Source organism: Pseudomonas sp. SDO55104_S430 (assembly GCF_054070595.1).
Genome location: NZ_JBSVXG010000093.1, coordinates 1 through 22,078 on the forward strand (window position 1 = coordinate 1; position 22,078 = coordinate 22,078).

Consider the following 22,078-nt stretch of genomic DNA (forward strand, 5'->3'; position numbering starts at 1 on the left):
GACACCGCGGGCATCCAGACAGCCCGCGTTATCGTTGACGACCATCGCGAGCATGCTCGCTCCTACAGGTAAAGTTGGCGTGGCAACTAGAGCACTTCGCTCAATGGTATGAAGTACACCGAATCACCCGCCATCAACGTGCGATCTTCCAGCACCTCAACCAGCCCGTCAGCCCAGGCGGCGCTGCGCAGCACGCCGGAGCTCTGGTTCCTGTAAATGATTGCCCGCCCGTTTTCCAGGCGACCGCGCAAGTACTCACGGCGATTGCCCGCGACAGGCCAGTCAAACCCGGCCGGCACCTGGATCTTCAGCGGCTCCACCAGTTGCACGCCCTGGCGGCGCAGCAGATAAGGCCTGGCCAGCAGAGCGAAGGTCACCAATGTCGACGCCGGATTGCCCGGCAAGCCGATCACCGGCACTCCGCGAAAATGCCCGAATGTCAGCGGCTTTCCGGGCTTGATCGCAAGCTTCCACAAACTCAACTCACCCTCTTCGCGCAGAGCGATTCCGAGAAAATCCGCCTCGCCTACCGAAACGCCACCGGTGGAAAGAATCAGGTCGACATTGTTCAGCGCGCCAAGCCGCTCACGAGTGGTGTCCAGGTTGTCCGGCAGAATGCCGGCGTCGATCACCTCGCAACCCAGGCGCTGCAACCAACTGCAGAGCAGCACGCGGTTGCTGTTGTAGATCTGCCCCGGTCCAAGCGGCTGCCCCGGTTCGACCAACTCATCCCCGGTGGACAGCACCGCCACCCGCACCCGGCGGATCACGTCCAGCTCCGCGCAGCCGAGAGAGGCAGCCAAGCCTTGCTCGATGGGCCCCAAAACCGTACCCGCCGACAAGATCAATTCGCCGACCGTGGTCTCCTGACCCTGTGGACGAATATTTTTTCCAGGCGTTTGGAGTTCGGTGAAGACCACTCGCCCATCCGACTGGACTTCGGCGTTCTCCTGCATCTCGACGCAATCGGCGCCAGCGGGAACCGGCGCGCCGGTGAAGATCCGGGCACAGGTGCCCGGCTGCAGAGCGTCAGGTGCCTGCCCGGCAAAAATCTTCTGACTGACCACCAGCGGCTCGCCGGTCCAGTCGGCCGCGCGCAGGGCGTAGCCGTCCATTGCGCTGTTGGGCCACGGCGGCAGATCAAGGGTCGACAGCAGATCCTCGGCCAGCACACGCCCCTGGACTTGCGCCAGCGGCAAGCGCTCACGCTCGGCGATTTTTGCGGCCTCGGCCATCTCGAGCAAACGCGCCAGCGCCACCTCGACCGGCATCAGGCTGCCGGTCTTGCCCGGCTTATCCGCGGGATTCACAGGGAGCCGCCTGTTTCAGATGAGGAACGAAATTGCACGGGCGATGACGCGAATCCAGCTGTTCGGCGAGGATGCCGTCCCAACCGGTGCGTACGGCATTGGTCGAACCCGGCAGGCAGCAGACCAGCGTGCCATTGGCCAAACCTGCCAGTGCACGGGATTGAACGGTCGAAGTGCCGATGTCGGCGACCGAGATCTGCCGGAACAGCTCACCAAAACCGTCCACCTGCTTGTCGAGCAGACAGGCCACCGCTTCCGGCGTGCTGTCACGTCCGGTGAAGCCGGTGCCGCCGGTGATCAACACCACCTGAACGACGTCGTCGGCAATCCAGTTGGCGACTTGCGCACGGATTTTATAAAGATCATCTTTGAGCAGGACCCGGGAAGCCAGGTTGTGACCGGCAGCAGTCAAGCGGTCAACGAAGACCTGGCCTGAGGTGTCGGTTTCCAGGGTTCGGGTGTCGCTGACCGTCAGAACCGCGATGTTGAGCGGTGCGAAAGGTACTTCAGCCTTGGTAGTCATAGGCTCATCCAGTTGTAGGAGAAACAGCCCGGTGTTATATCACAGCGCCCCATTTCTTCGCCGCCCCACCTTGCTTGATGGAACCACGCCATGATCTCGAATGAATTGCCCCCCTGCTCCATTCTCCTCCTGGCGGGCGGCCGCGGCCAACGCATGGGCGGTCAGGATAAAGGCCTGGTGCAATGGCACGGCGAGCCGCTGATTGCGCACCTGCACCGCAAGACCCGGGCGCTGAGCGACGACCTCATCATCTCCTGCAACCGCAACCTCGAGACATACGCGCCCTACGCCGACCAGTTGGTACACGACGACGAAGGCGATTTTCCGGGCCCCCTGGCCGGCATCCGGGCAGGCCTGAAAGCGGCGCGCCATAGCCACATGCTGGTCCTGCCCTGCGATGTGCCGCGTGTCGACGACGCGTTGATCGCCAGCATGCGCGAAGCCGCCAGTCTTCATCCGGACAAGCCCTTGATGCTGCGCCATGACGATCACTGGGAGCCCTTGCTGTGCGTCATTCCCGTGGCCTTGCTCAATGAATTCGAAAGCGCCTGGCAACAGGGTGAGCGCAGCCCGGGACGAATCATGCGCCAACTCGGCGCCACCGCCTTGCAGTGCCCCGACAACGATCCGCGCCTGGCCAACCTCAACACCCCGGAACTGTTAAGCGCCCACAACACTGTGTCAGACTGATCGCACCGAGGAACTTGCACGCGCTGCACACGTCTGAAGTTTAGTAACCAAGTATTCATTTTCGGAGACACACCATGACTCAACGGACCCTGGCCACTTTCATGCTCGCTCTGGGCCTCGCTACCCTCGCCGGTTGCTCGTCGCCTGCAGTGATCACGTTGAATGACGGTCGCGAGATCCAGGCCGTCGACACGCCTAGCTATGACAAGGATTCGGGCTTCTACGAATTCGAACAACTGGACGGCAAGCAGACCCGCATCAACAAGGATCAGGTTCGCACCGTTAAAGAGTTGTAATCCGCGCGGCGACTACCGGATACGAAAATGCCCCGACCTGTCGGGGCATTTTCGTATCTGATTAGCGCGAGTTAAGGCGTCGGCTCCTTAGCCAACTTGTCTACCCGGGTAATGGCTTGCGTGGCTTCAGCAATGCATCGCTTGTCGTCGTTCGCCGCGTTGGCCGCTTCCGCGCTCGCCTGCAGTCGCTTGACGTCCATGGTGGTGTTTTCGGAGGTAGCCGGCAAAGTGGTCACCTTGTCCCTGAGCTCCTGCAGCTTGATCGTGCAAAGATCATGGTCCGAAGCGAATACGGGAGAGGCCAGCATGGCTGTGCAAATGAACATTCCAGCGAAAACGGTACGTTTCATGGGTATCTCCTTGCATGGAAGGTTCGGGCGCCGCCCAGCGATCTGGCAACCGTCCCGAGTTCTTTGAACGACAGCCTCGAGGGCATGTTCAATTGACTGCAAAGCTGATCATGAATTCGATTTATTCGAACCCCGCATGAGTCGCACCGCCTTCATCACCACTGCAAGGTGATCGCACTCTCGAAGGTTCTTTCCTGCCCCGTGACCGGATCCACGAACGTCAATCCCTGGGCCAGCAGCTTCAAGGGATTAGCGTAGTCGTCCTGCGCATCCTTGAGCACCTGTGGATAAAACGGGTCGTTGCAGATGCTCGCGCCCAATGCGGTCATGTGGACTCGCAGCTGATGCTGTTTGCCCGTGACCGGAGAAAGCGCATAGCGCCAGAGCTCACCGTTGCGCTCTTTGACCTCGACCAGGGTTTCGGTATTCGGCGTACCCGGCCCTTCCTGCATGCGAAAAAACGGCTCACCTTTGATCAGCCGGCTTTTATGCACCAAGGGAAATGAAAGCTCAGGCAATGCCCGTGCGATGGCCTCGTAGCGCTTTTCGATTTGCCGGGTGGGGAACAGCGACTGATAGGCCGAGCGGGTTTGAGGATTGGCGGAAAACAGCACCAGCCCAGCGGTATGCCGGTCGATACGATGCAGAGGCACCAGATTCGGGTTGTCCAGGCGACGGATCAGGCGCCTGAGCAACGTCTGTTCGACATAGCCACCCGAAGGCGTCACGGGCAGAAAATGCGGTTTGTCCGCCACCACCAGATGCTCGTCCGCATACAGGATCGATTCGACCACCGGGATCGGCTTCTCGTCCGGCACTTCGCGAAAATAGTGAATGCGCAGGCCTTGCTTGTACGGCAGGTCCAGCGGGATGGGAGCACCCTGTGCGTCCAGCACGCGGCCCCGGGCGAAACGGTCCAGCCACTGTTCACGACCGATGGCGCTGAAATGCTCGCATAGGCAATCGAAAACGGTCTGCCACGAACCAGGCGGCAGGCAAAGAGTGCTGGCCTGGCTGTGTGCGGCGGAAAAAGATGAACTGGACATTCGAAAACTCTGGATCTCAAGGCAGAGCGGCATTATCCAACAGCGCTGCGCACGAACCTAGCGAAGAATCAGGCCGGTATCGGTGTGCGCGCCGCGGCCTCGGTGTACTCCTTGAGCCAGCGCAGAACGTCGACCGCCTCCCAGCGCACCGGGTCATACAGGGCGTACATCAATCCCTGATAACCCACGACATCCAGCTGGCGGTGATAGCCGGCACGCTGGAACAGGGCTTCGATTTCCGCGAAACAGGTATTGAAATGCAGTTTGTTGAAAGGCATCTTGCCTTCGGTGACCAGCCCGTCCAGGCGCAATTCGAGGACCGCCTCGCGGACTACGTCCACCGACATCCGGTTCACGCTGCTCTTCAACTGTTCGACATTGACCACGATTCATCCCTCTCACGCCCGGACCGCCCCGCTCGCCCCTGAATCCAGGAACAGCAGGACGCAACCCGAATAACTGTATGCGCATACAGTATCCGAATCGCACCGTTTAAGCCAATAGGATGAAACGCAAAGTTCGACCGACGGGGCGGTCGTCACGAAAGGCTAACGCAGAAAGTCCACTACATCGTCGGAGCCGAACGGCCAGCCCAGCTCAGCTCCGGTGTCGATTCGTCGCAGTACCGGAATCCGCAGGCTGTAGGCCTGGAACCAGGTTTCATCGTCGGCGATGTCCACCAGCTCCACCAGCAGGCCGCGCTCGACGAACTCCATCAGCAGGGCTTCGGCCACTTCACAGAGGTGGCACCCCAGGGTGCCGAACAGCTGACATTCAGGAGGCATGAGCGCTCAACCACAAAAATGAAGTGACTATTCTAGGCCCGCCCCGAAAAGTCGTCGAGCGCCCGACCGGCGCAGAATCACTCCTGGTTGACCGCACCGATCTTGTGAATCGACAGATCCGCGCCGTAATACTCTTCTTCCTGGCTCAGGCGCAGTCCGTGGAAGGCCTTTATCGCGCCATACACCGCATAGCCGCCGACGAATGCCACCACCACGCCCAATGCCGTGCCAATCAACTGGCTGATCAGGCTCACCCCGCCCAACCCGCCCAGTGCGCTCTGACCGAAGATGCCGCAGGCGATGCCGCCCCACACACCGCACAGGCCATGCAGTGGCCAGACACCCAGCACATCATCGAGGTGCCATTTGCTTTGAGCGGCGGTAAAGCACCAGACGAACAACGCCCCGGCGATCGCCCCGGTGACCAGCGCGCCCACCGGATGCATCAAGTCGGAGCCGGCACAGATCGCTACCAGCCCGGCCAGCGGACCGTTGTGCAGGAAGCCTGGGTCATTGCGCCCGACGATCAACGCGGCCATGGTGCCGCCGACCATCGCCATCAACGAGTTCACCGCCACCAGCCCGCTGACGCCTTGCAGGGTCTGCGCGCTCATCACGTTGAAGCCGAACCAGCCGACGATCAGGATCCACGAGCCCAGCGCCAGAAACGGAATGCTCGACGGTGCGAACGCCACCAGACGCCCTTCGCGATAGCGACCGTTGCGTGGCCCGAGCAGCAACACCGCCGCCAGCGCCAGCCAGCCGCCCATGGCGTGTACCACTACGGAACCGGCGAAGTCATGGAAACTCGCGCCGAAACGCTCAAGCAACCAGGCTTGCAGGCCAAAGTTGCCGTTCCAGATCATGCCTTCGAAAAAGGGATAGATGAACGCCACGATCAGTGCCGTCGCGCACAGCTGCGGAACGAAGCGCGCGCGCTCCGCGATGCCGCCGGAAATGATCGCCGGGATGGCCGCGGCAAAGGTCAGCAGGAAGAAAAATTTCACCAGCCCGTAACCGTGATCGACGTTGAGCGCCGCCGCCGGTTGCATGAAGGTCACCCCATAGGAAATCCAATAGCCTATAAAGAAATAGGCCAGGGTCGAAACGGCGAAGTCGCTGAGGATCTTCGACAGCGCGTTGACCTGGTTTTTCTGGCGTACTGTGCCGACCTCCAGGAAGGCAAAACCGGCGTGCATGGCCAGGACCATGACCGCACCGATCAAAATGAACAACGTGTTGGAGCTATGGACCAGGCTGTCGACAGCGCTTTGCAGATTTTCCATGGATCAGGCAGACCTCAAGGCAGAAAAAAGCACCAAAGCAGTTCGCGCGGGCAATCCATGCACCAAGTTGTGACGCCGTTCTTCAAAGGCATCACGCCCGATGAACCGCTTTGGCGCACAAGGGTTCTTCAAGGCCAACCTCAACCGGCTTTTCTATCCGGTTTGCGGTTGCTGCAATCAGGGTTTTGCGTAAATCATGCCCAGCAACAGCGCAGAGCCGCAGGCTGACGCACCACGACACAGCAAGAGTTGTACCAGTCATTTGTACTGAACCTTCGCGAAGGGCTCATACTCGAACCTTTCAGACGCCACTTATGGAGATCACCAATGGCCAGCACCAAGGCAAAGACTGCTCAAGAAATTCTGATGAACGATTTTCAGACACTGGTCAGCGACACCGAGCGGCTGCTTGAACATACGGCGTCTTTGGCGGGTGACCAGGCCGACGAATTGCGCGGGCAGATCCATGACAGCCTGCTGCGGGCACGGGAAACCCTGAAGCTGACCGAGGATTCGTTGCGCGAACGCGGCCAGGCCGCTGTGACCGCGACCGAAGATTACGTCCAGGCCAACCCATGGCAATCGGTCGGTATCGCCGCCGGCGTGGGTTTCCTTCTCGGTCTGCTGGCAACTCGGCGCTGATCATGGCGATCGAAGATTTGGGCGCGTCCACAGCGAGCGCCAGTTCCTCATCGCGACGCCTCGGCGCCGCCGTTCTCGGTTTGCTGCACAGTCATGTCGAATTGTTCGGCATCGAATTGCAGGAGCAGAAAGCCCGCACCGTCAGCCTGCTGCTGTTCGCAGGCCTGGCCCTGGTGTTCGCCCTGCTGTTGCTGGTGGGATTGTCGACCCTGGTGGTGATCCTGTTCTGGGACACCTATCGCATGGAGGCGATCATCGGCCTCTGCGTCTTCTATACCCTGGCGGCGATCTTCTGCGGGATTCGCCTCAGAGCGGCGATTTTCGATGAATCCTCGCCCTTCCACGGCACCCTGGAAGAATTGTCCAACGACCGGGAGCGCCTGTTGCCATGAACCTGCCTGAACTGCCTCGCAACGCCTCGCGCACGGAAATGCGCAAGACGCTGATCCGGCTGCGCATGGAAATGCATCGCCAGGAAATCCGCAACGAATCCGCGCAACTGCTGCAACCCCTGCACCGTGTGCGAGGGATGACGCAAAACCTGCACGAAGGCCTGGGCATCAAACACGCTCCACTTTGGGGCGTGGCGGCGGTCACCCTGCTCGGTTTTCTCACCGGCAAGGGTGCCAAAAGCGGCGGCGCCAGCAGCCTGACCCGCCTTGTTCGTCTCGGCACGACCCTTGGCCCGTTGATCAAACTGGTGATGCAGGGCACCTCGCGCAGGCCCTGAGCTGTCACTTTCCAGCTGACTCTCAGCCAAACCCCCGAGATGCCCCTCTTTATTCAGAGGGGCATCTCGTGTGCTGCCTGTGGAAAACCTTGCAGGTCCCGGCGCGAACCGGGAAGCTAGCAACTCAAGCCCCCGACGGAGAGCCCCCGCCTTGGATTGGCATACCCTGCTTACCCGCGAACGTCTCGGAAAGCCACTGCACAGCTCGCAGGAACTTGGCCGCAGCCCTTTTCACAAAGACCATGACCGCATCATTTTCTCCGGTGCGTTTCGTCGCCTCGGACGCAAGACCCAGGTGCATCCGGTCTCCAGCAACGACCATATCCACACCCGTCTGACCCACTCGCTGGAAGTCAGTTGTGTCGGCCGTTCCCTGGGCATGCGCGTCGGCGAAACCATCCGCAGCGCCCTGCCCGAGTGGTGCGATCCCAGCGATCTGGGGATGGTGGTGCAGTCGGCCTGTCTGGCCCATGACATTGGCAATCCCCCCTTCGGCCACTCCGGCGAAGATGCGATTCGCCACTGGTTCCAGCAAGCCGCCGGACGTGGCTGGCTCGATGCGATGAGCGAAGCCGAGCGCAATGACTTTCTCAACTTCGAAGGCAACGCCCAGGGCTTTCGGGTACTGACCCAGCTGGAGTACCACCAGTTCGACGGTGGCACCCGGCTGACCTACGCCACCCTCGGCACCTACCTGAAATACCCTTGGACGGCGCGGCACGCCGACTCGCTGGGCTACAAGAAGCACAAATTCGGTTGCTATCAGAGCGAATTGCCGTTGCTCGAACAGATCGCCCACAAGCTCGGCCTGCCGCAACTCGAGGATCAGCGCTGGGCGCGCCATCCGCTGGTGTATCTGATGGAGGCCGCCGATGACATCTGCTATGCGCTGATCGACCTTGAAGACGGTCTGGAAATGTCGCTGCTCGAATACACCGAAGTGGAATCCCTGCTGCTGGACCTGGTGGGTGACGATCTGCCGGAAACCTATCGCCAGCTCGGCCCCGGGGATTCTCGCCGACGAAAACTGGCAATCCTGCGCGGCAAAGCCATCGAACACCTGACCAATGCCGCGGCCCGTGCCTTCGTCGAGCAGCAGGACGCGTTGCTGGCCGGCACGCTGCCCGGCGATCTGGTGGAACACATGCATGGCCCGGCCAAACGATGCGTGCTCAATGCAAAGGACATGGCCCGCAAGAAAATCTTCCAGGACAAACGCAAGACCCTGCACGAAATCGGTGCCTACACCACCCTGGAAATATTGCTCAATGCGTTCTGCGGTGCGGCGGTGGAACAACACAACGGCCGCACGCCGTCCTTCAAGAGCCGGCGGATTCTCGATCTGCTGGGCAACAATGCGCCGGATCCGCACGGTTCGCTGCACGCCTCGTTCCTGCGCATGATCGACTTCATCGCCGGCATGACGGACAGCTACGCCAGCGACATGGCGCTGGAAATGACGGGACGCTCCAACCGTTGACGAGCACCTGCTGATCGACCATTACCCCCGCCGTAATGGCCGATCAGCCGCCCGATCGCCAATAACGTTCAATGTTCGCTGAATCGCCCTACAAGTGATGTCGCAACGACTGATCGATTGGCGGTTTTTGAAGCGAAACAATCGCGCCTCTTTTGCTCAAAAAAGAAGCATAAAAAAATGAACAAAAACAATCTGCGCATCTTGCTGGTGGAAGACCATCCGTTCCAGCTCAAGGCAACTCAATGCCTGCTCGAAAGTTATGGCTTTAATCAATTGATCACCACCGACTGCGCACAAGGTGCAGTGACGCAGATGCTGGGCGCCGAACAACCTTTCGATATTCTTTTATGCGATCAATGTTTACCCGATATCTCCGGCATCGAGCTGGTCAAGTTCGCCAGCCAGCGCGGAATGATCAAACAGGCCATTCTGCTGAGCAGCCTGACACCGGCCGAACTGGACAGGATTGAAGAGATGGCAATTGCCCATGACCTTCCATTGCTGGGTTATTTGTTAAAACCGCTGAAACAGGACGAATTCATACAACTATTGACTTCGACCGACTTAAAAAACAGCGTTCAAAAAAACAACAAAAGCCTTTTAAGAAAACTTACAAAGACAGCAACTAACTTTATATAAACGCCATTACCCAACGTAAAAAATCTAGTTGGCACGTAGTCCCATTCTCTTTTGCTTGTAGGAAGATTCCTATTTTGCCCTTGCAACCAAGTCCGTTCATACGTCACACCAAGTGGAAGAGCTAAGGTGCGCGCTTTATTTCAGTTCGCATGGGACTCTTTTATGAACTCCGTTTTTATTGTCGACGATCACCCTGTCATCCGGCTTGCGGTTCGTATGCTGCTTGAGCACGAGGGCTACAAAGTCATCGGTGAAACCGACAACGGGGTCGATGCCATGCAGATGGTCCGTGAATGCATGCCGGACCTGGTCATCCTCGACATCAGCATTCCCAAGCTCGATGGCCTGGAAGTGCTGGCCCGCTTCAACGCAATGAGTACGCCGCTCAAGACCCTGGTACTGACAGCACAGTGCCCGACACTTTTCGGGATTCGTTGCATGCAATCCGGGGCGTCCGGATATGTCTGTAAACAGGAAGACTTGAGCGAACTGGTCAGCGCCATCAAAGCCGTGTTGTCGGGTTACAACTATTTCCCGAGCGAAGCATTGAATCCGGTTCGTGGCGACGAAGCCCGTTGCGCCGAACTGGAGTTGTTCAAGTCGGTCAACGACCGGGAGCTGATGGTGCTGCAACTTTTCGCACAAGGTCGCACCAACAAGGAAATCGCCAAGGGCATGTTTCTGAGTAACAAGACCGTCAGCACTTACAAGAAACGACTGATGCAGAAACTCAAGGCCAGGTCGCTGGTTGAACTCATCGAAATGGCCAAACGCAACGCACTCGTGTGAGAAACAGGATGCCCAGTCGCGTAATGGATTATCTGATACTGATTGCCGTCGGCCTTTGCCTCAACAGTTCATCGTTCGCGGCACAGCACAGTGAAACCTACGACTTGCTGAATCGCTCCACGGCCGGGCACCTGGACATTCGGCTGGACGCCGGACAAAAGCGCTGGCTGAAGAACAGGCGGGAACTGGTCCTGGGCACTTCCGCACCGGACTACCCACCCTTTGACCTGACCTTGAGCGGCCGCGACTACGAGGGCTTCACCGCCGATTACGCGGGCATCCTCGGCACCGTCACCGATTTGCCCATCAGGGTCCAGCGCTTCCCTTCCCGGGGCGCGGCCATAGAAGCCCTCGAAAATGGCGAGGTCGACCTGCTCGGTACGGCCAACGGCTTCGAGGCGCGCAACAGCGATATCGTCCTCTCCCAACCCTACGCCGTGGACCAGCCGGTGCTGGTGACCCGCGAAGGCGAATCGCGCTCCCTCACCGACGGGCTGGCCGACATGCGCCTGAGCATGGTCTATCACTACTTGCCGCTGGACGAGGTCAAGGCCCTGTATCCGAAGGCGCTCATCACCTCCTACCCGTCCTACCAGAACGCGATCAACGCGGTTGCCTTCGATCAGGCCGACGTGTTTCTCGGCGACACCATTTCCACCCACTACATCATCAACAAGGGTTACCTGAACAACATCCGGATGGCCAGTTTCGGCAAACACGAAGCCCATGGCTTCAGTTTCGCGGTGCGCCAGGACAATCCCGAACTGCTGGGCATCGTCAACGAGATGCTCGAAGCCGTACCCTCCAGCGTTCGCGAGAACATCGCCCGGCGCTGGAGCGCGGGCAGCGACATTCTGCTCACCGATCACAAACTGGAACTCAGCTACAGCGAGGAACGCTGGCTGGCGCAACACCCGGTGGTGCGCGTGGTGGTCAACGAAGCCTTCGCGCCGCTGACCTTTTTCGACAGCGAGGGAAACCTGCGTGGTGTCGCGGCGGATTTGCTCGAACTGATCAGGCTGCGCACCGGCTTGCGCTTCGACATCCAGCGCAGCCGCAGCGACAGCGACATGATCCAGCGAGTCGAGGACAACCAGGCCGACCTGATCGCCGCCCTGCTCCCCAGCGCGCAACGGGAAACCCTGCTGAATTTCAGCCGCCCCTACCTGCAAAACTCCTACGTCCTGCTGACGCGCAAGACCGAAGACAGCCCCGCTAACCTGACACAACTTGAAGGCAGCCGCCTGGCCATCGCTCAGGGCCATCCGCTGGTGGACTATCTGCGGCGCGAGTTTCCTCTGATCAAGATCATTGAAACCCCTGACACCTTCAGTGCCGTGGAAATGCTCGCCGAAGGTTTGGCGGAAGGCGCGGTCAATTCGCTGGTGATCGCCAATTACTTCATTTCTTCGCGCCTGTTCGAGCACACCCTGCAGATCAGCACCACCATCGGCACCGAACAGGCCGCCTTTTCCCTGGCAACCAAGCACGGGGCCAAGGAGCTGCATGACATCCTCAACAAGGCCCTGCTGAGCATCTCGCCCGAGGAACTGGGCATCATCAACAGCCGTTGGCGGGGTTATTCGGCGTCTGCGCAAAACACCTGGCGTCACTACCACCGGCTGTTCTACCAAATCGTCATCGGCGCCGGCGTACTGTTGCTGATCTCCGTGGCCTGGAACGCCTACATGCGGCGTCAGATCAATCAACGCAAAGCCGCCGAACGCGCCTTGAGCGATCAATTCGAGTTCATGCGTTCGCTGGTCAACGGCACGCCGCATCCGATCTACGTGCGTGATCGCCAGGGCCTGCTGCAAAGCTGCAACGACAGCTATCTGCAAGCCTTCAACGCCAGACGCGAGGACGTCATCGGCAAAAGTGTCATCGAAGGCTCCCTGAGCAATGCTTTCGAGGCCCGGGAATATCAGGCCGATTACCAGCGCGTGGTGGCCGAGGGCACGCCGCTGATTCTCGACCGGCCGATGCACATCGGCGGTCGCCGGTTGACGATCTATCACTGGATCCTGCCCTACCGCGACTCCAGCGGCGAGGTGCAGGGCATCATCGGTGGCTGGATCGACATCAGCGAACGCCGGCAACTGTTCGATGATCTGCGTTGCGCCAAGGAACGCGCCGATGAAGCCAACCGGGCCAAAAGCACCTTTCTGGCGACCATGAGCCACGAGATCCGCACACCGATGAATGCAATCATCGGCATGCTCGAACTGACCCTCAAGCGCATCGAGCACCAACACCCGGATCGTCCCGCCATCGATGTCGCCTACAACTCGGCCAGGGACCTTTTGGAGTTGATCGGCGACATTCTCGACATCGCCCGCATCGAATCCGGACACCTGAGCCTGAGCCCCGAACGGGTCAATCCACGGGAAGTCGTGGCGTCCGTAGTGCGGATATTCGACGGACTGGCACGGCAGAAAGCCCTGGAACTGCAGCTGGATTTCAATCCGGTGGATCCTCCCGTCGACGTCCTGCTCGATCCCCTGCGCTTCAAACAGGTGCTGTCGAATCTGGTCAGCAACGCCATCAAATTTACCGAACAGGGTCAGGTCAGGATCAGCGTCGAGTTGCACCCGACCAACGAGCCTGATCAGGTGCAGATGCAGTTGCAGGTCGAGGACAGCGGTATCGGTATCAGCGCCCAGGATCAGCAACGGCTGTTCCAGCCCTTTGCCCAGGCCGCCAACACCGGGCAGACGGGTGGCACCGGGCTGGGACTGGTGATCAGCCGCAGTCTGTGCGAAAGAATGGGCGGCAGCCTGCAACTGAGCAGTCAGCCCAGCGTCGGTACGCGGGTGCAAATGTCGCTGCTGTTGCCGGCACTGAAACGGGAGTTTGAAGTGAGGGAAGATCCACCTGTCTACGCGGTGAGTGCTCCATTGAAGGTGCTGGTGGTCGATGACCACGCCGCCAATCGCCTGTTGATGTGCCAGCAGCTGGAATTTCTCGGTCATCGATTCTGCGTTGCAGCGGATGGCCAGGAAGGCTTCGAGACATGGAAGGCTGACGCATTCGACCTGGTGATCGTCGACTGCAATATGCCGATCATGAATGGCTACGAGCTGTGCCGGGCCATTCGCCAACACGAAAAACAGACGCGACAAGCGCCGTGCACGGTCCTGGGTTTCACCGCCAATGCCCAGCCCGAAGAGGTCCAGCGCTGCAAGCGCGCGGGCATGGATGACTGTCTGTTCAAACCCCTGACTCTGACGGCCCTGAGCCACAGGGTCGAAGGCCTGGCACCGACGGTCCGTTCCCCCGCCTTCCGCCTGGAAGGTTTGCAACAACTGACGGGAGGCAACCCGGCGTTGAACCTTCGCCTGTTGACCGAACTGCTCAACAGCAATCGTCAGGATCGTCAGGGCTTACTGGCGCTGCGCGACTGCGCCGAACCCCAGGCGTTTCTCGATATTGCCCACAAAATCAAGGGCGCAGCCCGCATCGTTCAGGCCTCTCGACTGATCGACAGCTGTGAAGCCCTCGAAAGCATTTGCCGAACTCCTTTTGCCCCTGACCAGGTCGCCGAATGCGCCGCCGCCGTGCAACGCGCATTGCTGGAACTCGACCAGGCTTTGCTGCAACAAATCGGCGACAACGACCACAGCAGAACCACAGAGGCTTAACTATGCTTGGACGCTGAGCAGTGTGTTAACCATCACGGAGTGACCTGCATGTCTGACCCACTGCGTCCGGATCCTCGGCGATTTCCCCTGCACGTTCACATCAGCGTGATGTTCACCTGCCTGCTTTTGTTTACGGGGATCGTACTGGGCCTGTTCAACTACCATCAGACCACTCAGATCATCCTGTCCAGCAGCGAGAAGCTGTTCGAGCGCATCGAGCAGGACGTGCGCCTGGACTTGAAAACCACCTATGAGCCAATCCGTCACCTGCTGAGCCTGCAAGTCGTCAACCCGGCAATCAACGGCACAGACCTCACGCAACGTTTGACGCTGCTCAAACCCTTCAGCCAGTCGCTCATCGACAACCCGGATCTGGCGTCGCTGTATCTTGGCTACAGCAACGGCGATTTTTTCATGGTTCGACCGCTGCGGACCGAGGCCCTGAAAACCCTGCTCGAAGCTCCAGCGACAGCGGCTTATCAAGTCTGGAGCATCGAGCGAAACAGCAGCGGCCAGGTGCATTCCCAAACGCTGTTTTTCGATCAGGGCCTGACCTTCATCAGCCGCCACGACAACCCCGATGACAGCTACGACCCGCGCAGCCGCACCTGGTTTACCAGCGCCAGCCGCGATCAAGATCAGATCACCACCGAACCTTATGTGTTCTTTTCCACCCATAACGTCGGTACCACCCTGGCCAGGCGCGGTGGCGAGCAGGTGGTGATGGGCGCAGACCTGACCCTGGCCGAACTCAGCGCCACTCTGGCCAAGCACGTGGTGACGCCCGCCACCCAGATCGTGCTATTCGATACCCACGGCAATGCCGTTGCCTATCCCGACGCCAGCCGCCTGATCATCGACGACAAGACCGCTCGCCTGATCAAAGCCGCCGACCTGAACCCCAGTCTGAATGCACTGCTCAACGCCCCCCAAGAAGGCAATCGCCTGAATGCCGACGGTCGCCAATGGATCGTCGCCCGCAGCAGCATGCAGGAAGGCGGACCCAACGGCCTGCAACTGGCGATGCTGGTGCCGGAAGATGAATTGCTCGTCGATGCCTACCGCATGCGCTGGCAAGGGGCGTTGATTACCCTGGCGACGCTGCTGTTGTGCATACCGCTGGGCTGGGCGACTTCGCGCATCCTGGTCAAACCCTTGCGGGCACTGGTGCTGGAAGCCGATGCCATTCGCAGTTTCGACTTCAACCGACCGCTGTCCCGGCGCTCTCCGGTGCTGGAGATCGATCAACTGAGCGTGTCGATGTCACGGATGAAAGACACCCTGGCTAGCTTCTTCCAGATCACCGACAGCCTGAGCGCCGAAACCCGTTTCGATCCTCTGCTGGAACGGGTGCTGTTTGAAACCGTGAAGATCGGCCAGGCCCAGGCCGGCCTGATCTACCTGCGCGAAGGCGACGACGACCGCATGGAACCCCGTGGCCTGGTGATCAAGGAGACGGCCCTACCCCTGGCGTCCTTCGACCTGCAGGCTCACGAACCGCAGAATCCGCAGAGCCCGGACTGGATGCAACAGTTGTGCACCGCCGACAATGTCGTCAGCAATCTGGGGTTCGAACAGGCTGGGGATTTACAGAAAGTGCTGCTCGCACTGGAGTGCCCTCGGGTTCATCTGATCGGCATTCGCTTGCACAATCGCCACAACGAAACTGTGGGCCTGCTGGTGTTCCTGCTGGAGGACAGCGGCAGCAAGGAAGACCTGGAAAAACTGCGTCCCGACCGCATCGCGTTTCTTCAAGCGGTATCCGGCGCGGCGGCGGTAAGTATCGAAAGCAAGCGGCTGCAAGCTCGCCAAAAAAGGCTGATGGAGTCGTTCATCCAGTTGTTGGCCGGCGCGATCGACGCCAAGAGCCCCTACACCGGCGGACATTGCCAGCGTGTACCGGTCCTGACGCTGATGCTCGCTCAGGCCGCGGCGGCCAGCAACGACCCAGCGTTCTGTGACTACCAACCCAACGAGGATGAATGGGAGGCGCTGCACATTGCCTCCTGGCTGCACGATTGCGGCAAGGTCACCACGCCCGAATACGTCGTCGATAAAGCCACGAAACTGGAAACCCTGAACGATCGCATCCACGAAATCCGTACCCGCTTCGAGGTGCTCAAGCGCGATGCCTGGGTGAGTTACTGGCGGGCGCTCGCCCAGGGCGGCGATGAGCAATCGCTGGCACAGCTGCGCGATGCGACGCTGCAAGGACTGGATGAAGATTTCGCCTTTGTCGCCCACTGCAATCTGGGCGGCGAGGCCATGGCCGATGACGATCTGCAGCGCCTGCGCCGCATCGCCGAGCGCACCTGGACGCGAACCCTGGATGATCGTCTGGGCGTTTCCTGGGAAGAGAACCAGCGCCAGGCCCGCACTCCGGCCCCGACATTGCCGGTGACCGAATGGCTGCTGACGGACAAGGCCGAACACCTGCTCGAACGCCCCGCGACCGAACTGATCGCGCCGGACAATCCCTGGGGGTTCAAACTCAATGTTCCGCGCTACAAGTACAACCGTGGCGAGCTCTACAACCTGAGCATCACACGCGGCACCCTGACGAGCGAAGAGCGCTACATCATCAATCACCACATGGTGCAGACGATCCTGATGCTCAATCAGCTGCCCTTCCCCGCCCATCTGCGCAACGTCCCGGAAATCGCCGGGGGGCATCACGAGAAAATGGACGGCACCGGTTACCCGAAACGCTTGAAGCGCGAAGAGATGAGCCTGCCGGCGCGGATGATGGCAATTGCCGATATTTTCGAAGCCCTGACCGCTGCCGACCGGCCTTACAAGAAGGCCAAATCGCTGAGCGAGGCGCTGGGCATCATGGCGTTCATGTGCCGCGATGCCCACATCGATCCGCAGCTGTTCAGGCTGTTCATCGAGGCGCGCATCTATCGGCAGTACGCCGAGCGCTTTCTCGACGCTCGGCAGATCGATGCGGTAGACGCATCAGGCCTGCTGATCAAAGCCGGCCTGACGGTGTGATCAGCAATCGGTCAGGCGCAGGAAAATCGCTGTCAGTTGCTCGATACCGGCCTGGTCCTCGGTGGTGAAGCGCGCCAGTTTCGGGCTGTCGAGATCCAGCACGCCGATCAGGCGACCATCCTTGACCAGCGGCACCACGATTTCGCTGTTCGACGCGCTGTCGCAAGCGATGTGGCCGGGGAAGGCGTGTACGTCCTCGACCAACTGAGTCTGCAAGGTCGCCGCTGCGGTGCCGCACACGCCACGACCGAAGGGAATCCGTACGCAGGCGATCTGGCCCTGGAACGGGCCCAGCACCAGTTCTTCGTTACGGTTGAGGTAGAAACCGGCCCAGTTCAGGTCTTCGAGCTGGTTGAACAGAAAAGCCGAAAACTGCGCGGCGTTGGCGATGAAGTCCCGCTCGTCCGCCAGCAGCGATTCGAGCTGCGCGTGCAGCATGCCGTAGCCTTCGAGGCCCTGGCCGCTCTTTTGTAAATCGATCATGCCTTGTGCTCCAACAGTTTCAGCCCGACCCAATAGCGGGCAAATTGATACGCGCAACGTCCGTTGCGATTGCCGCGCCCGGTGGCCCAGCGCACCGCGAGGATGTCCAGCTCCTCGGTGCGTTGCCACTCAAGGCCGGCCTTGTCGGCCAATTGGCCGATCCAGTGTTCGACGACATTGAGAAAGTGTTCCTGGGTAAACGGATAGAACGACAGCCACAGACCGAAGCGATCCGACAGGGCGATCTTGTCCTCTACCGCCTCGCTGGGGTGCAATTCGCCATCGACGCGTTTCCAGTTTTCGTTATCGCTTTCCTTTTCCGGCACCAGGTGGCGACGGTTGGAAGTGGCATACAGCAATACGTTGTCCGGCGCCTGTTCGAGGGAGCCGTCGAGGACGCTTTTGAGCACGCGATAATCACCCTCGCCGGACTCGAACGACAGGTCATCGCAGAACAGCACGAAACGTTGCGGCAGTTTTGCGATCTGTTCGACGACCCGCGGCAAGTCTGCCAAATGATCGCGTTCGATCTCGATCAGGCGCAATCCGCCCTCGGCATGCTCGGCCAGCAAGGCGCGGACCAGCGACGATTTACCGGTGCCACGCGAGCCCCAGAGCAAGGCGTGGTTGGCCGGCATACCGTCGATGAATTGTTGAGTGTTACGGCCCAGTTGCTCCACTTGCCGATCGACGCCGATCAGGTCGGACAGACGCATGTCGAGGCTGACTTGCAGCGGCAGCAGGAAACCGCTGCGCCCTTCGCGCTGCCAGCGAGCCGCCAGGCAGGTCGTCCAGTCGATGGCTTGCCGAGGGGTGGGCAACAGCGGTTCGATACGGGCCAGAACGGCGTCGGCGCGTTCAAGAAAAGCATTCAATCGGGAATCCACGTCTTTTCCTCGGGCAAGTTGACAATGATGATGGTGATACAGCGATGGCAAATAGCGCTTGATGACCGGCCAAAGCCCCGGTAGAAGGCTCCCGAGAACATCATGCATGATCGGCTATGCTTGAGCAGCGAAGGGAAACGGAAGTGGTCCAACACCCCATGGATATCAAATTCACCAACCGGCTGTCCTATAAACAAGCCCGGCTTACCGTGCTGGTGGGTTTCATTCTGGGCACGCTGCTCAGCCTGCTGCAAATAGGCATCGATTATGCCAGCGAAGACGCCTCCATCAACCGTGAAATCCTGTCTTTGCTGGAAATCAGCCACAACCCTGCCTCACGCATCGCCTACAACATCGACGCCGAGCTGGCCCAGGAACTGACCATGGGCCTGCTGCGTTCACCGGCGATCATCGGCGCGAAGCTGACCGACAACAACGGCAACGTGCTGGCCAACGTCAGGCGCCCCGGCCTGCAAAGCGGCTATCGGGTGCTCAGTGACTTGCTGTTCGGCGCGGACCGGCGGTTCGAGGATCGCCTCTATCTGGACCATCTGCCCAACGAATCCCTGGGCGTCCTGCAACTGGACGTCGACACCTACTCCTTTGGTTATCGCTTCCTGCGTCGCGCCGAAGTGACCCTGCTCAACGGCTTCGCCCGCAGCCTGATCCTGACCGGCATTCTGCTGGCGCTGTTCTATGTGATGCTGACCAAGCCGCTGGTGCGGGTGATCCGTGAACTGAGCGGCCGCGATTCGCGCAGCATGGAACCGACCGCCCTGGAGTGTCCGCCGGGGCATGCCAACGACGAGATCGGGGTTCTGGTGACCGTTGCCAACCAGCAATTCGAGAATGTCGCCACCGAGATCCAGCAACGGCGCAACGCGGAAAACCGCCTGACCGATTACCTCGGCCAACTGGAGAACATCGTCTCGGCGCGCACCACCGAACTCAAGGCGATCAATGCCCGGCTCAGCCAGTCCAACCAGGAACTTGAAGTCGCCCGCAGTACCGCGCTGGACATGGCCGAAGCGCGCTCGGTGTTCCTGGCCAACATGAGCCACGAGATTCGCACGCCGCTCAACGGCCTGCTGGGGATGATCGCGCTCTCCCTCGACGGGCCGCTGACGGCCGAGCAACAGCAACAGCTGTCCATCGCCCATGACTCGGGCAAAGTGCTGGTGGAATTGCTCAACGATATTCTCGACCTGTCGAAATTCGATGCCGGTCAGCTCGAGCTCGAACACATTCCGTTCGACCTGGGCTCGCTGGTCGAAGACACCGCCAACCTGCTGTCGCAGAACGCAGCGCCCAGCGTCGAGCTGACCTGCCTGATCAATCCGCAGTTTCCGGCGCTGGTGCTCGGCGATCCGACCCGGGTCCGGCAAATCGTCAGCAACCTGTTGTCCAACGCGCTCAAGTTCACCCGTTTCGGGCGGGTCGATGTGCGGCTGTCGAGCTCCGGAGAAGGGGTGAGGATCGAAGTCTGCGATACCGGGATCGGCATCCCTCAGGACGCTCAGGTCAAAATCTTCCAGCCGTTCACCCAGGCTGGCGCCGGAATCACCCGGCAATTCGGTGGCACGGGGCTGGGGCTGGCACTGACCTACAACCTGTGCGAAGCCATGAATGGCCGCTTGAGCATCAGTTCGGAAGCCGGCTTCGGCAGCCAGTTCTGCGCGGACCTGCCACTGCCCCGCCACACCCGGGCCGTCGTGCCGGCAATCCTGGGTGGCAAAGTCATCGCCATCACCTCCGCCAGCAGCGGCCTGGCGGAACTGCTGTCCAGCGTCTTGCCGGTCTGGGGCGTGGAGTATCAGCAACGGTCCATCGATGATCCGCTGATCGGCCTGGATCCCGATGTGCTGATTACCGATTGCCCCGAATGCCTGTTCAACCTGCGTCCGGCCATCAGCGCGCCGATCCTGCTGGTGACCGCCTACGGCAGTTTCCTGCCCAGCGAACAGGTCAGCGCCCTCGCGCCCTTGCAGCAGCAGGCTCGCCCGCTGGCGCGCAATGCGCTGTATCAGAATCTGCGGCGCATCCTGCAACCGGAAATGACGACGATCAGCGAAACCCAGGTCGATACGCCCTCTGCGCAACGCCGGGCACGGGTGCTGCTGGTCGAAGACAACCCGGTCAATCAACTGGTGGCAAAGGGCATGCTGGGTAAGCTCGGCTGCGAGGTCTACGTTGCAGCTCATGGCGTCGAAGCGCTGGATCAGCTGGAGAACAGTGAGTTCGACCTGGTGCTGATGGACTGCAACATGCCGGTCATGGATGGCTATGAAGCCAGCCGACAGATACGCCGTAGCGGGCGCTGGCCGCAATTGCCCATCGTTGCGCTGACCGCCAATGCCATGTCCGAAGAACGCGAGCGCTGCCGGGCGGCAGGCATGAACGACTATCTGGCCAAACCCTTCCGCCGCGAAGAGCTGGGCGCGTTGCTGGATATCTGGGTACCGGTCACGACAGTGCCTTGATCTGCCCCAACAGATGGTCCAGGCCTTCTCGCAGCTCGCTCAGGCGATCCAGGTCCACGCCGCTGTCGCACAACAGACGGGCCTTCAACGGGCCGACCTGATCACGCAAGGCAAGCCCCTCTGGCGTCACACTCAAGTGCACTTCGCGCTCGTCCCGGGCCGAGCGCTGCCGTTGCACCAGCTGTAATTGCTCAAGACGCTTGAGTAACGGCGTCAGGGTGCCGGAATCCAGCGCCAGCCGCTCGCCCAGCGCCTTGACGGTCGGTTGCTCCGGCACTTTTTCCTGCCACTCCCACAGCACCAGCATCGCCAGATATTGCGGATACGTCAGGCCCAGTTGATCGAGCATCGGCTTGTAGGCCCGGATCACCGCCCGGGACGCGGCGTACAGCTTGAAGCACAGCTGGCTGTCGAGGTTCAGGGAGTCGGCGGGCAGGCTGTTCATTTGAGCAGGGCTTCGATCTCGCGGCTCAGGTCCTGCGGCTTGGTGGCCGGGGCGAAACGCTTGACCAGCTGGCCGTCCTTGCCGATCAGGAACTTGGTGAAGTTCCACTTGATGCCCTGGGAACCGAGCACGCCGGGGGCACGCTTCTTCAATTGCACGAACAGCGGATGGGCGCCGGTGCCATTGACTTCGATCTTCTTGAACAGCGGGAAGCTGACGCCGTAGTTGAGTTCGCAGAACTCGCTGATGGCGCCTTCATTGCCCGGCTCCTGCTTGCCGAACTGGTTGCAGGGGAAGCCCAGCACCACCAGGCCCTGGTCCTTGTAGGTCTGCCACAGTTCTTCGAGGCCTTTGTATTGTGGGGTGAATCCGCATTTGCTGGCGGTGTTGACCACCAGCACCGCCTTGCCGGCGTAATCCGCCAGGGTCTTTTGCTCACCCTTGATGGTGGTGCACGGGATGCTCAGCAGGTTGTCGCTCATGGGAAAGGCTCCGGTTTCGAAGGGAATGGAGCAAACATAGCGAGCAATTGAATTGTGTGCAATTCAATTATAGAAGGGCCGCTCCCTGTAGGAGCACGGC

21 protein-coding genes and 1 pseudogene are annotated in these 22,078 nt (G+C 60.2%); 11 read left to right on the forward strand and 11 right to left on the reverse strand.

The genetic code is table 11. From position 1 onward, the window contains the following. Positions 1-86 precede the first annotated feature (86 nt). Complete coding sequence (locus tag ACW9JE_RS17155) at positions 87-1,310, reverse strand: molybdopterin molybdotransferase MoeA (RefSeq protein ID WP_457433403.1); 1,224 nt, start codon at positions 1,308-1,310, stop codon at positions 87-89. Then, positions 1,294-1,833 (reverse strand): molybdenum cofactor biosynthesis protein B, encoded by a 540-nt coding sequence (gene moaB / locus ACW9JE_RS17160; protein ID WP_175377013.1) that lies wholly within the window; start codon positions 1,831-1,833, stop codon positions 1,294-1,296. Before moaB ends, ACW9JE_RS17155 begins: the two co-directional genes overlap by 17 nt. 90 nt (positions 1,834-1,923) lie before the next feature. On the opposite strand from moaB, the gene mobA reads away from it, so the two are divergent. Both mobA and ACW9JE_RS17170 read left to right on the forward strand, forming a co-directional pair. Continuing rightward, positions 1,924-2,523: a molybdenum cofactor guanylyltransferase MobA gene (gene mobA, locus ACW9JE_RS17165; RefSeq protein ID WP_457433404.1), complete on the forward strand. Its 600-nt coding sequence runs from the start codon at positions 1,924-1,926 to the stop codon at positions 2,521-2,523. Positions 2,524-2,597: 74 nt separating this feature from the next. After that, on the forward strand, positions 2,598-2,819 hold the full coding sequence (locus ACW9JE_RS17170) for a YgdI/YgdR family lipoprotein (protein WP_110964155.1): 222 nt from the start codon (positions 2,598-2,600) through the stop codon (positions 2,817-2,819). 71 nt (positions 2,820-2,890) lie between these two features. On the opposite strand, the gene ACW9JE_RS17175 is transcribed toward ACW9JE_RS17170, so the two are convergent. From ACW9JE_RS17175 to ACW9JE_RS17195, 5 genes are all read right to left on the reverse strand, one after another. Next, positions 2,891-3,169, reverse strand: a complete 279-nt coding sequence (locus tag ACW9JE_RS17175) for a hypothetical protein (protein ID WP_224536482.1) — start codon at positions 3,167-3,169, stop codon at positions 2,891-2,893. A 155-nt stretch (positions 3,170-3,324) separates the two neighbouring features. Next, a complete protein-coding gene (locus tag ACW9JE_RS17180; protein WP_457433405.1) occupies positions 3,325-4,215 on the reverse strand; it encodes a pseudouridine synthase in 891 nt (296 codons plus the stop codon). Positions 4,216-4,283: 68 nt separating this feature from the next. After that, positions 4,284-4,601, reverse strand: coding sequence for a transcriptional regulator (locus tag ACW9JE_RS17185; protein WP_224536486.1), 318 nt, complete (start codon positions 4,599-4,601; stop codon positions 4,284-4,286). A gap of 162 nt (positions 4,602-4,763) precedes the next feature. After that, entirely contained in the window at positions 4,764-5,000 is a 237-nt protein-coding gene (locus tag ACW9JE_RS17190; protein ID WP_175377008.1) for a glutaredoxin family protein, read from the reverse strand. A 77-nt stretch (positions 5,001-5,077) separates the two neighbouring features. Next, the gene (locus tag ACW9JE_RS17195; protein ID WP_224536487.1) at positions 5,078-6,286 is read right to left on the reverse strand and encodes an ammonium transporter; all 1,209 of its coding nucleotides are present in this window, start codon (positions 6,284-6,286) and stop codon (positions 5,078-5,080) included. A gap of 327 nt (positions 6,287-6,613) precedes the next feature. On the opposite strand from ACW9JE_RS17195, the gene ACW9JE_RS17200 reads away from it, so the two are divergent. From ACW9JE_RS17200 to ACW9JE_RS17235, 8 genes and pseudogenes are all read left to right on the forward strand, one after another. Further along, complete coding sequence (locus ACW9JE_RS17200) at positions 6,614-6,928, forward strand: DUF883 family protein (protein WP_175377006.1); 315 nt, start codon at positions 6,614-6,616, stop codon at positions 6,926-6,928. A 2-nt stretch (positions 6,929-6,930) separates the two neighbouring features. After that, positions 6,931-7,320 (forward strand): phage holin family protein, encoded by a 390-nt coding sequence (locus ACW9JE_RS17205; RefSeq protein WP_224536489.1) that lies wholly within the window; start codon positions 6,931-6,933, stop codon positions 7,318-7,320. After that, positions 7,317-7,658 carry a hypothetical protein gene (locus ACW9JE_RS17210; RefSeq protein WP_224536491.1) on the forward strand — a complete coding sequence of 114 codons (342 nt, stop codon included), beginning with the start codon at positions 7,317-7,319 and terminating at the stop codon, positions 7,656-7,658. Before ACW9JE_RS17205 ends, ACW9JE_RS17210 begins: the two co-directional genes overlap by 4 nt. 151 nt (positions 7,659-7,809) lie before the next feature. Further along, positions 7,810-9,138 (forward strand): deoxyguanosinetriphosphate triphosphohydrolase, encoded by a 1,329-nt coding sequence (locus ACW9JE_RS17215; protein WP_224536493.1) that lies wholly within the window; start codon positions 7,810-7,812, stop codon positions 9,136-9,138. A gap of 177 nt (positions 9,139-9,315) precedes the next feature. Next, a pseudogene (locus tag ACW9JE_RS17220) lies at positions 9,316-9,693 on the forward strand (response regulator); the annotation flags it as partial. 246 nt (positions 9,694-9,939) lie between these two features. Beyond that, positions 9,940-10,566 (forward strand): response regulator transcription factor, encoded by a 627-nt coding sequence (locus ACW9JE_RS17225; protein WP_175377001.1) that lies wholly within the window; start codon positions 9,940-9,942, stop codon positions 10,564-10,566. Between the two features lie 8 nt (positions 10,567-10,574). Next, a complete protein-coding gene (locus ACW9JE_RS17230; RefSeq protein WP_457433406.1) occupies positions 10,575-14,207 on the forward strand; it encodes a transporter substrate-binding domain-containing protein in 3,633 nt (1,210 codons plus the stop codon). A 48-nt stretch (positions 14,208-14,255) separates the two neighbouring features. Beyond that, positions 14,256-17,201, forward strand: a complete 2,946-nt coding sequence (locus ACW9JE_RS17235; RefSeq protein WP_457433407.1) for an HD domain-containing phosphohydrolase — start codon at positions 14,256-14,258, stop codon at positions 17,199-17,201. Here ACW9JE_RS17235 and ACW9JE_RS17240 read toward each other — a convergent pair whose 3' ends face one another. Both ACW9JE_RS17240 and ACW9JE_RS17245 read right to left on the reverse strand, forming a co-directional pair. Continuing rightward, on the reverse strand, positions 17,202-17,684 hold the full coding sequence (locus ACW9JE_RS17240) for a GAF domain-containing protein (protein ID WP_457433408.1): 483 nt from the start codon (positions 17,682-17,684) through the stop codon (positions 17,202-17,204). It lies immediately after the preceding gene. Continuing rightward, positions 17,681-18,571: an ATP-binding protein gene (locus ACW9JE_RS17245; RefSeq protein ID WP_224536502.1), complete on the reverse strand. Its 891-nt coding sequence runs from the start codon at positions 18,569-18,571 to the stop codon at positions 17,681-17,683. Before ACW9JE_RS17245 ends, ACW9JE_RS17240 begins: the two co-directional genes overlap by 4 nt. A gap of 158 nt (positions 18,572-18,729) precedes the next feature. Between ACW9JE_RS17245 and ACW9JE_RS17250 the strand changes: the two genes are divergently transcribed. Then, positions 18,730-21,051 carry a response regulator gene (locus ACW9JE_RS17250; protein WP_457433409.1) on the forward strand — a complete coding sequence of 774 codons (2,322 nt, stop codon included), beginning with the start codon at positions 18,730-18,732 and terminating at the stop codon, positions 21,049-21,051. Here ACW9JE_RS17250 and ACW9JE_RS17255 read toward each other — a convergent pair. Together ACW9JE_RS17255 and ACW9JE_RS17260 are read right to left on the reverse strand one after the other, a co-directional pair. Continuing rightward, the gene (locus ACW9JE_RS17255) at positions 21,035-21,496 is read right to left on the reverse strand and encodes a MarR family winged helix-turn-helix transcriptional regulator (protein ID WP_457433410.1); all 462 of its coding nucleotides are present in this window, start codon (positions 21,494-21,496) and stop codon (positions 21,035-21,037) included. The two genes, ACW9JE_RS17250 and ACW9JE_RS17255, sit on opposite strands and share 17 nt — an antisense overlap. Continuing rightward, positions 21,493-21,978: a glutathione peroxidase gene (locus ACW9JE_RS17260; protein ID WP_224536507.1), complete on the reverse strand. Its 486-nt coding sequence runs from the start codon at positions 21,976-21,978 to the stop codon at positions 21,493-21,495. Before ACW9JE_RS17260 ends, ACW9JE_RS17255 begins: the two co-directional genes overlap by 4 nt. Positions 21,979-22,078: the final 100 nt, after the last annotated feature.

Bases quoted from the DNA above. Each gene is read 5' to 3' on its own strand.
- moaB (WP_175377013.1), bottom strand. From the start codon at position 1,833: ATGACTACCAAGGCTGAAGTACCTTTCGCACCGCTCAACATCGCGGTT.
- mobA (WP_457433404.1), top strand. From the start codon at position 1,924: ATGATCTCGAATGAATTGCCCCCCTGCTCCATTCTCCTCCTGGCGGGC.
- ACW9JE_RS17170 (WP_110964155.1), top strand. From the start codon at position 2,598: ATGACTCAACGGACCCTGGCCACTTTCATGCTCGCTCTGGGCCTCGCT.
- ACW9JE_RS17175 (WP_224536482.1), bottom strand. From the start codon at position 3,169: ATGAAACGTACCGTTTTCGCTGGAATGTTCATTTGCACAGCCATGCTG.
- ACW9JE_RS17180 (WP_457433405.1), bottom strand. From the start codon at position 4,215: ATGTCCAGTTCATCTTTTTCCGCCGCACACAGCCAGGCCAGCACTCTT.
- ACW9JE_RS17190 (WP_175377008.1), bottom strand. From the start codon at position 5,000: ATGCCTCCTGAATGTCAGCTGTTCGGCACCCTGGGGTGCCACCTCTGT.
- ACW9JE_RS17195 (WP_224536487.1), bottom strand. From the start codon at position 6,286: ATGGAAAATCTGCAAAGCGCTGTCGACAGCCTGGTCCATAGCTCCAAC.
- ACW9JE_RS17200 (WP_175377006.1), top strand. From the start codon at position 6,614: ATGGCCAGCACCAAGGCAAAGACTGCTCAAGAAATTCTGATGAACGAT.
- ACW9JE_RS17205 (WP_224536489.1), top strand. From the start codon at position 6,931: ATGGCGATCGAAGATTTGGGCGCGTCCACAGCGAGCGCCAGTTCCTCA.
- ACW9JE_RS17210 (WP_224536491.1), top strand. From the start codon at position 7,317: ATGAACCTGCCTGAACTGCCTCGCAACGCCTCGCGCACGGAAATGCGC.
- ACW9JE_RS17225 (WP_175377001.1), top strand. From the start codon at position 9,940: ATGAACTCCGTTTTTATTGTCGACGATCACCCTGTCATCCGGCTTGCG.
- ACW9JE_RS17230 (WP_457433406.1), top strand. From the start codon at position 10,575: ATGCCCAGTCGCGTAATGGATTATCTGATACTGATTGCCGTCGGCCTT.
- ACW9JE_RS17235 (WP_457433407.1), top strand. From the start codon at position 14,256: ATGTCTGACCCACTGCGTCCGGATCCTCGGCGATTTCCCCTGCACGTT.
- ACW9JE_RS17240 (WP_457433408.1), bottom strand. From the start codon at position 17,684: ATGATCGATTTACAAAAGAGCGGCCAGGGCCTCGAAGGCTACGGCATG.
- ACW9JE_RS17250 (WP_457433409.1), top strand. From the start codon at position 18,730: ATGGATATCAAATTCACCAACCGGCTGTCCTATAAACAAGCCCGGCTT.
- ACW9JE_RS17255 (WP_457433410.1), bottom strand. From the start codon at position 21,496: ATGAACAGCCTGCCCGCCGACTCCCTGAACCTCGACAGCCAGCTGTGC.
- ACW9JE_RS17260 (WP_224536507.1), bottom strand. From the start codon at position 21,978: ATGAGCGACAACCTGCTGAGCATCCCGTGCACCACCATCAAGGGTGAG.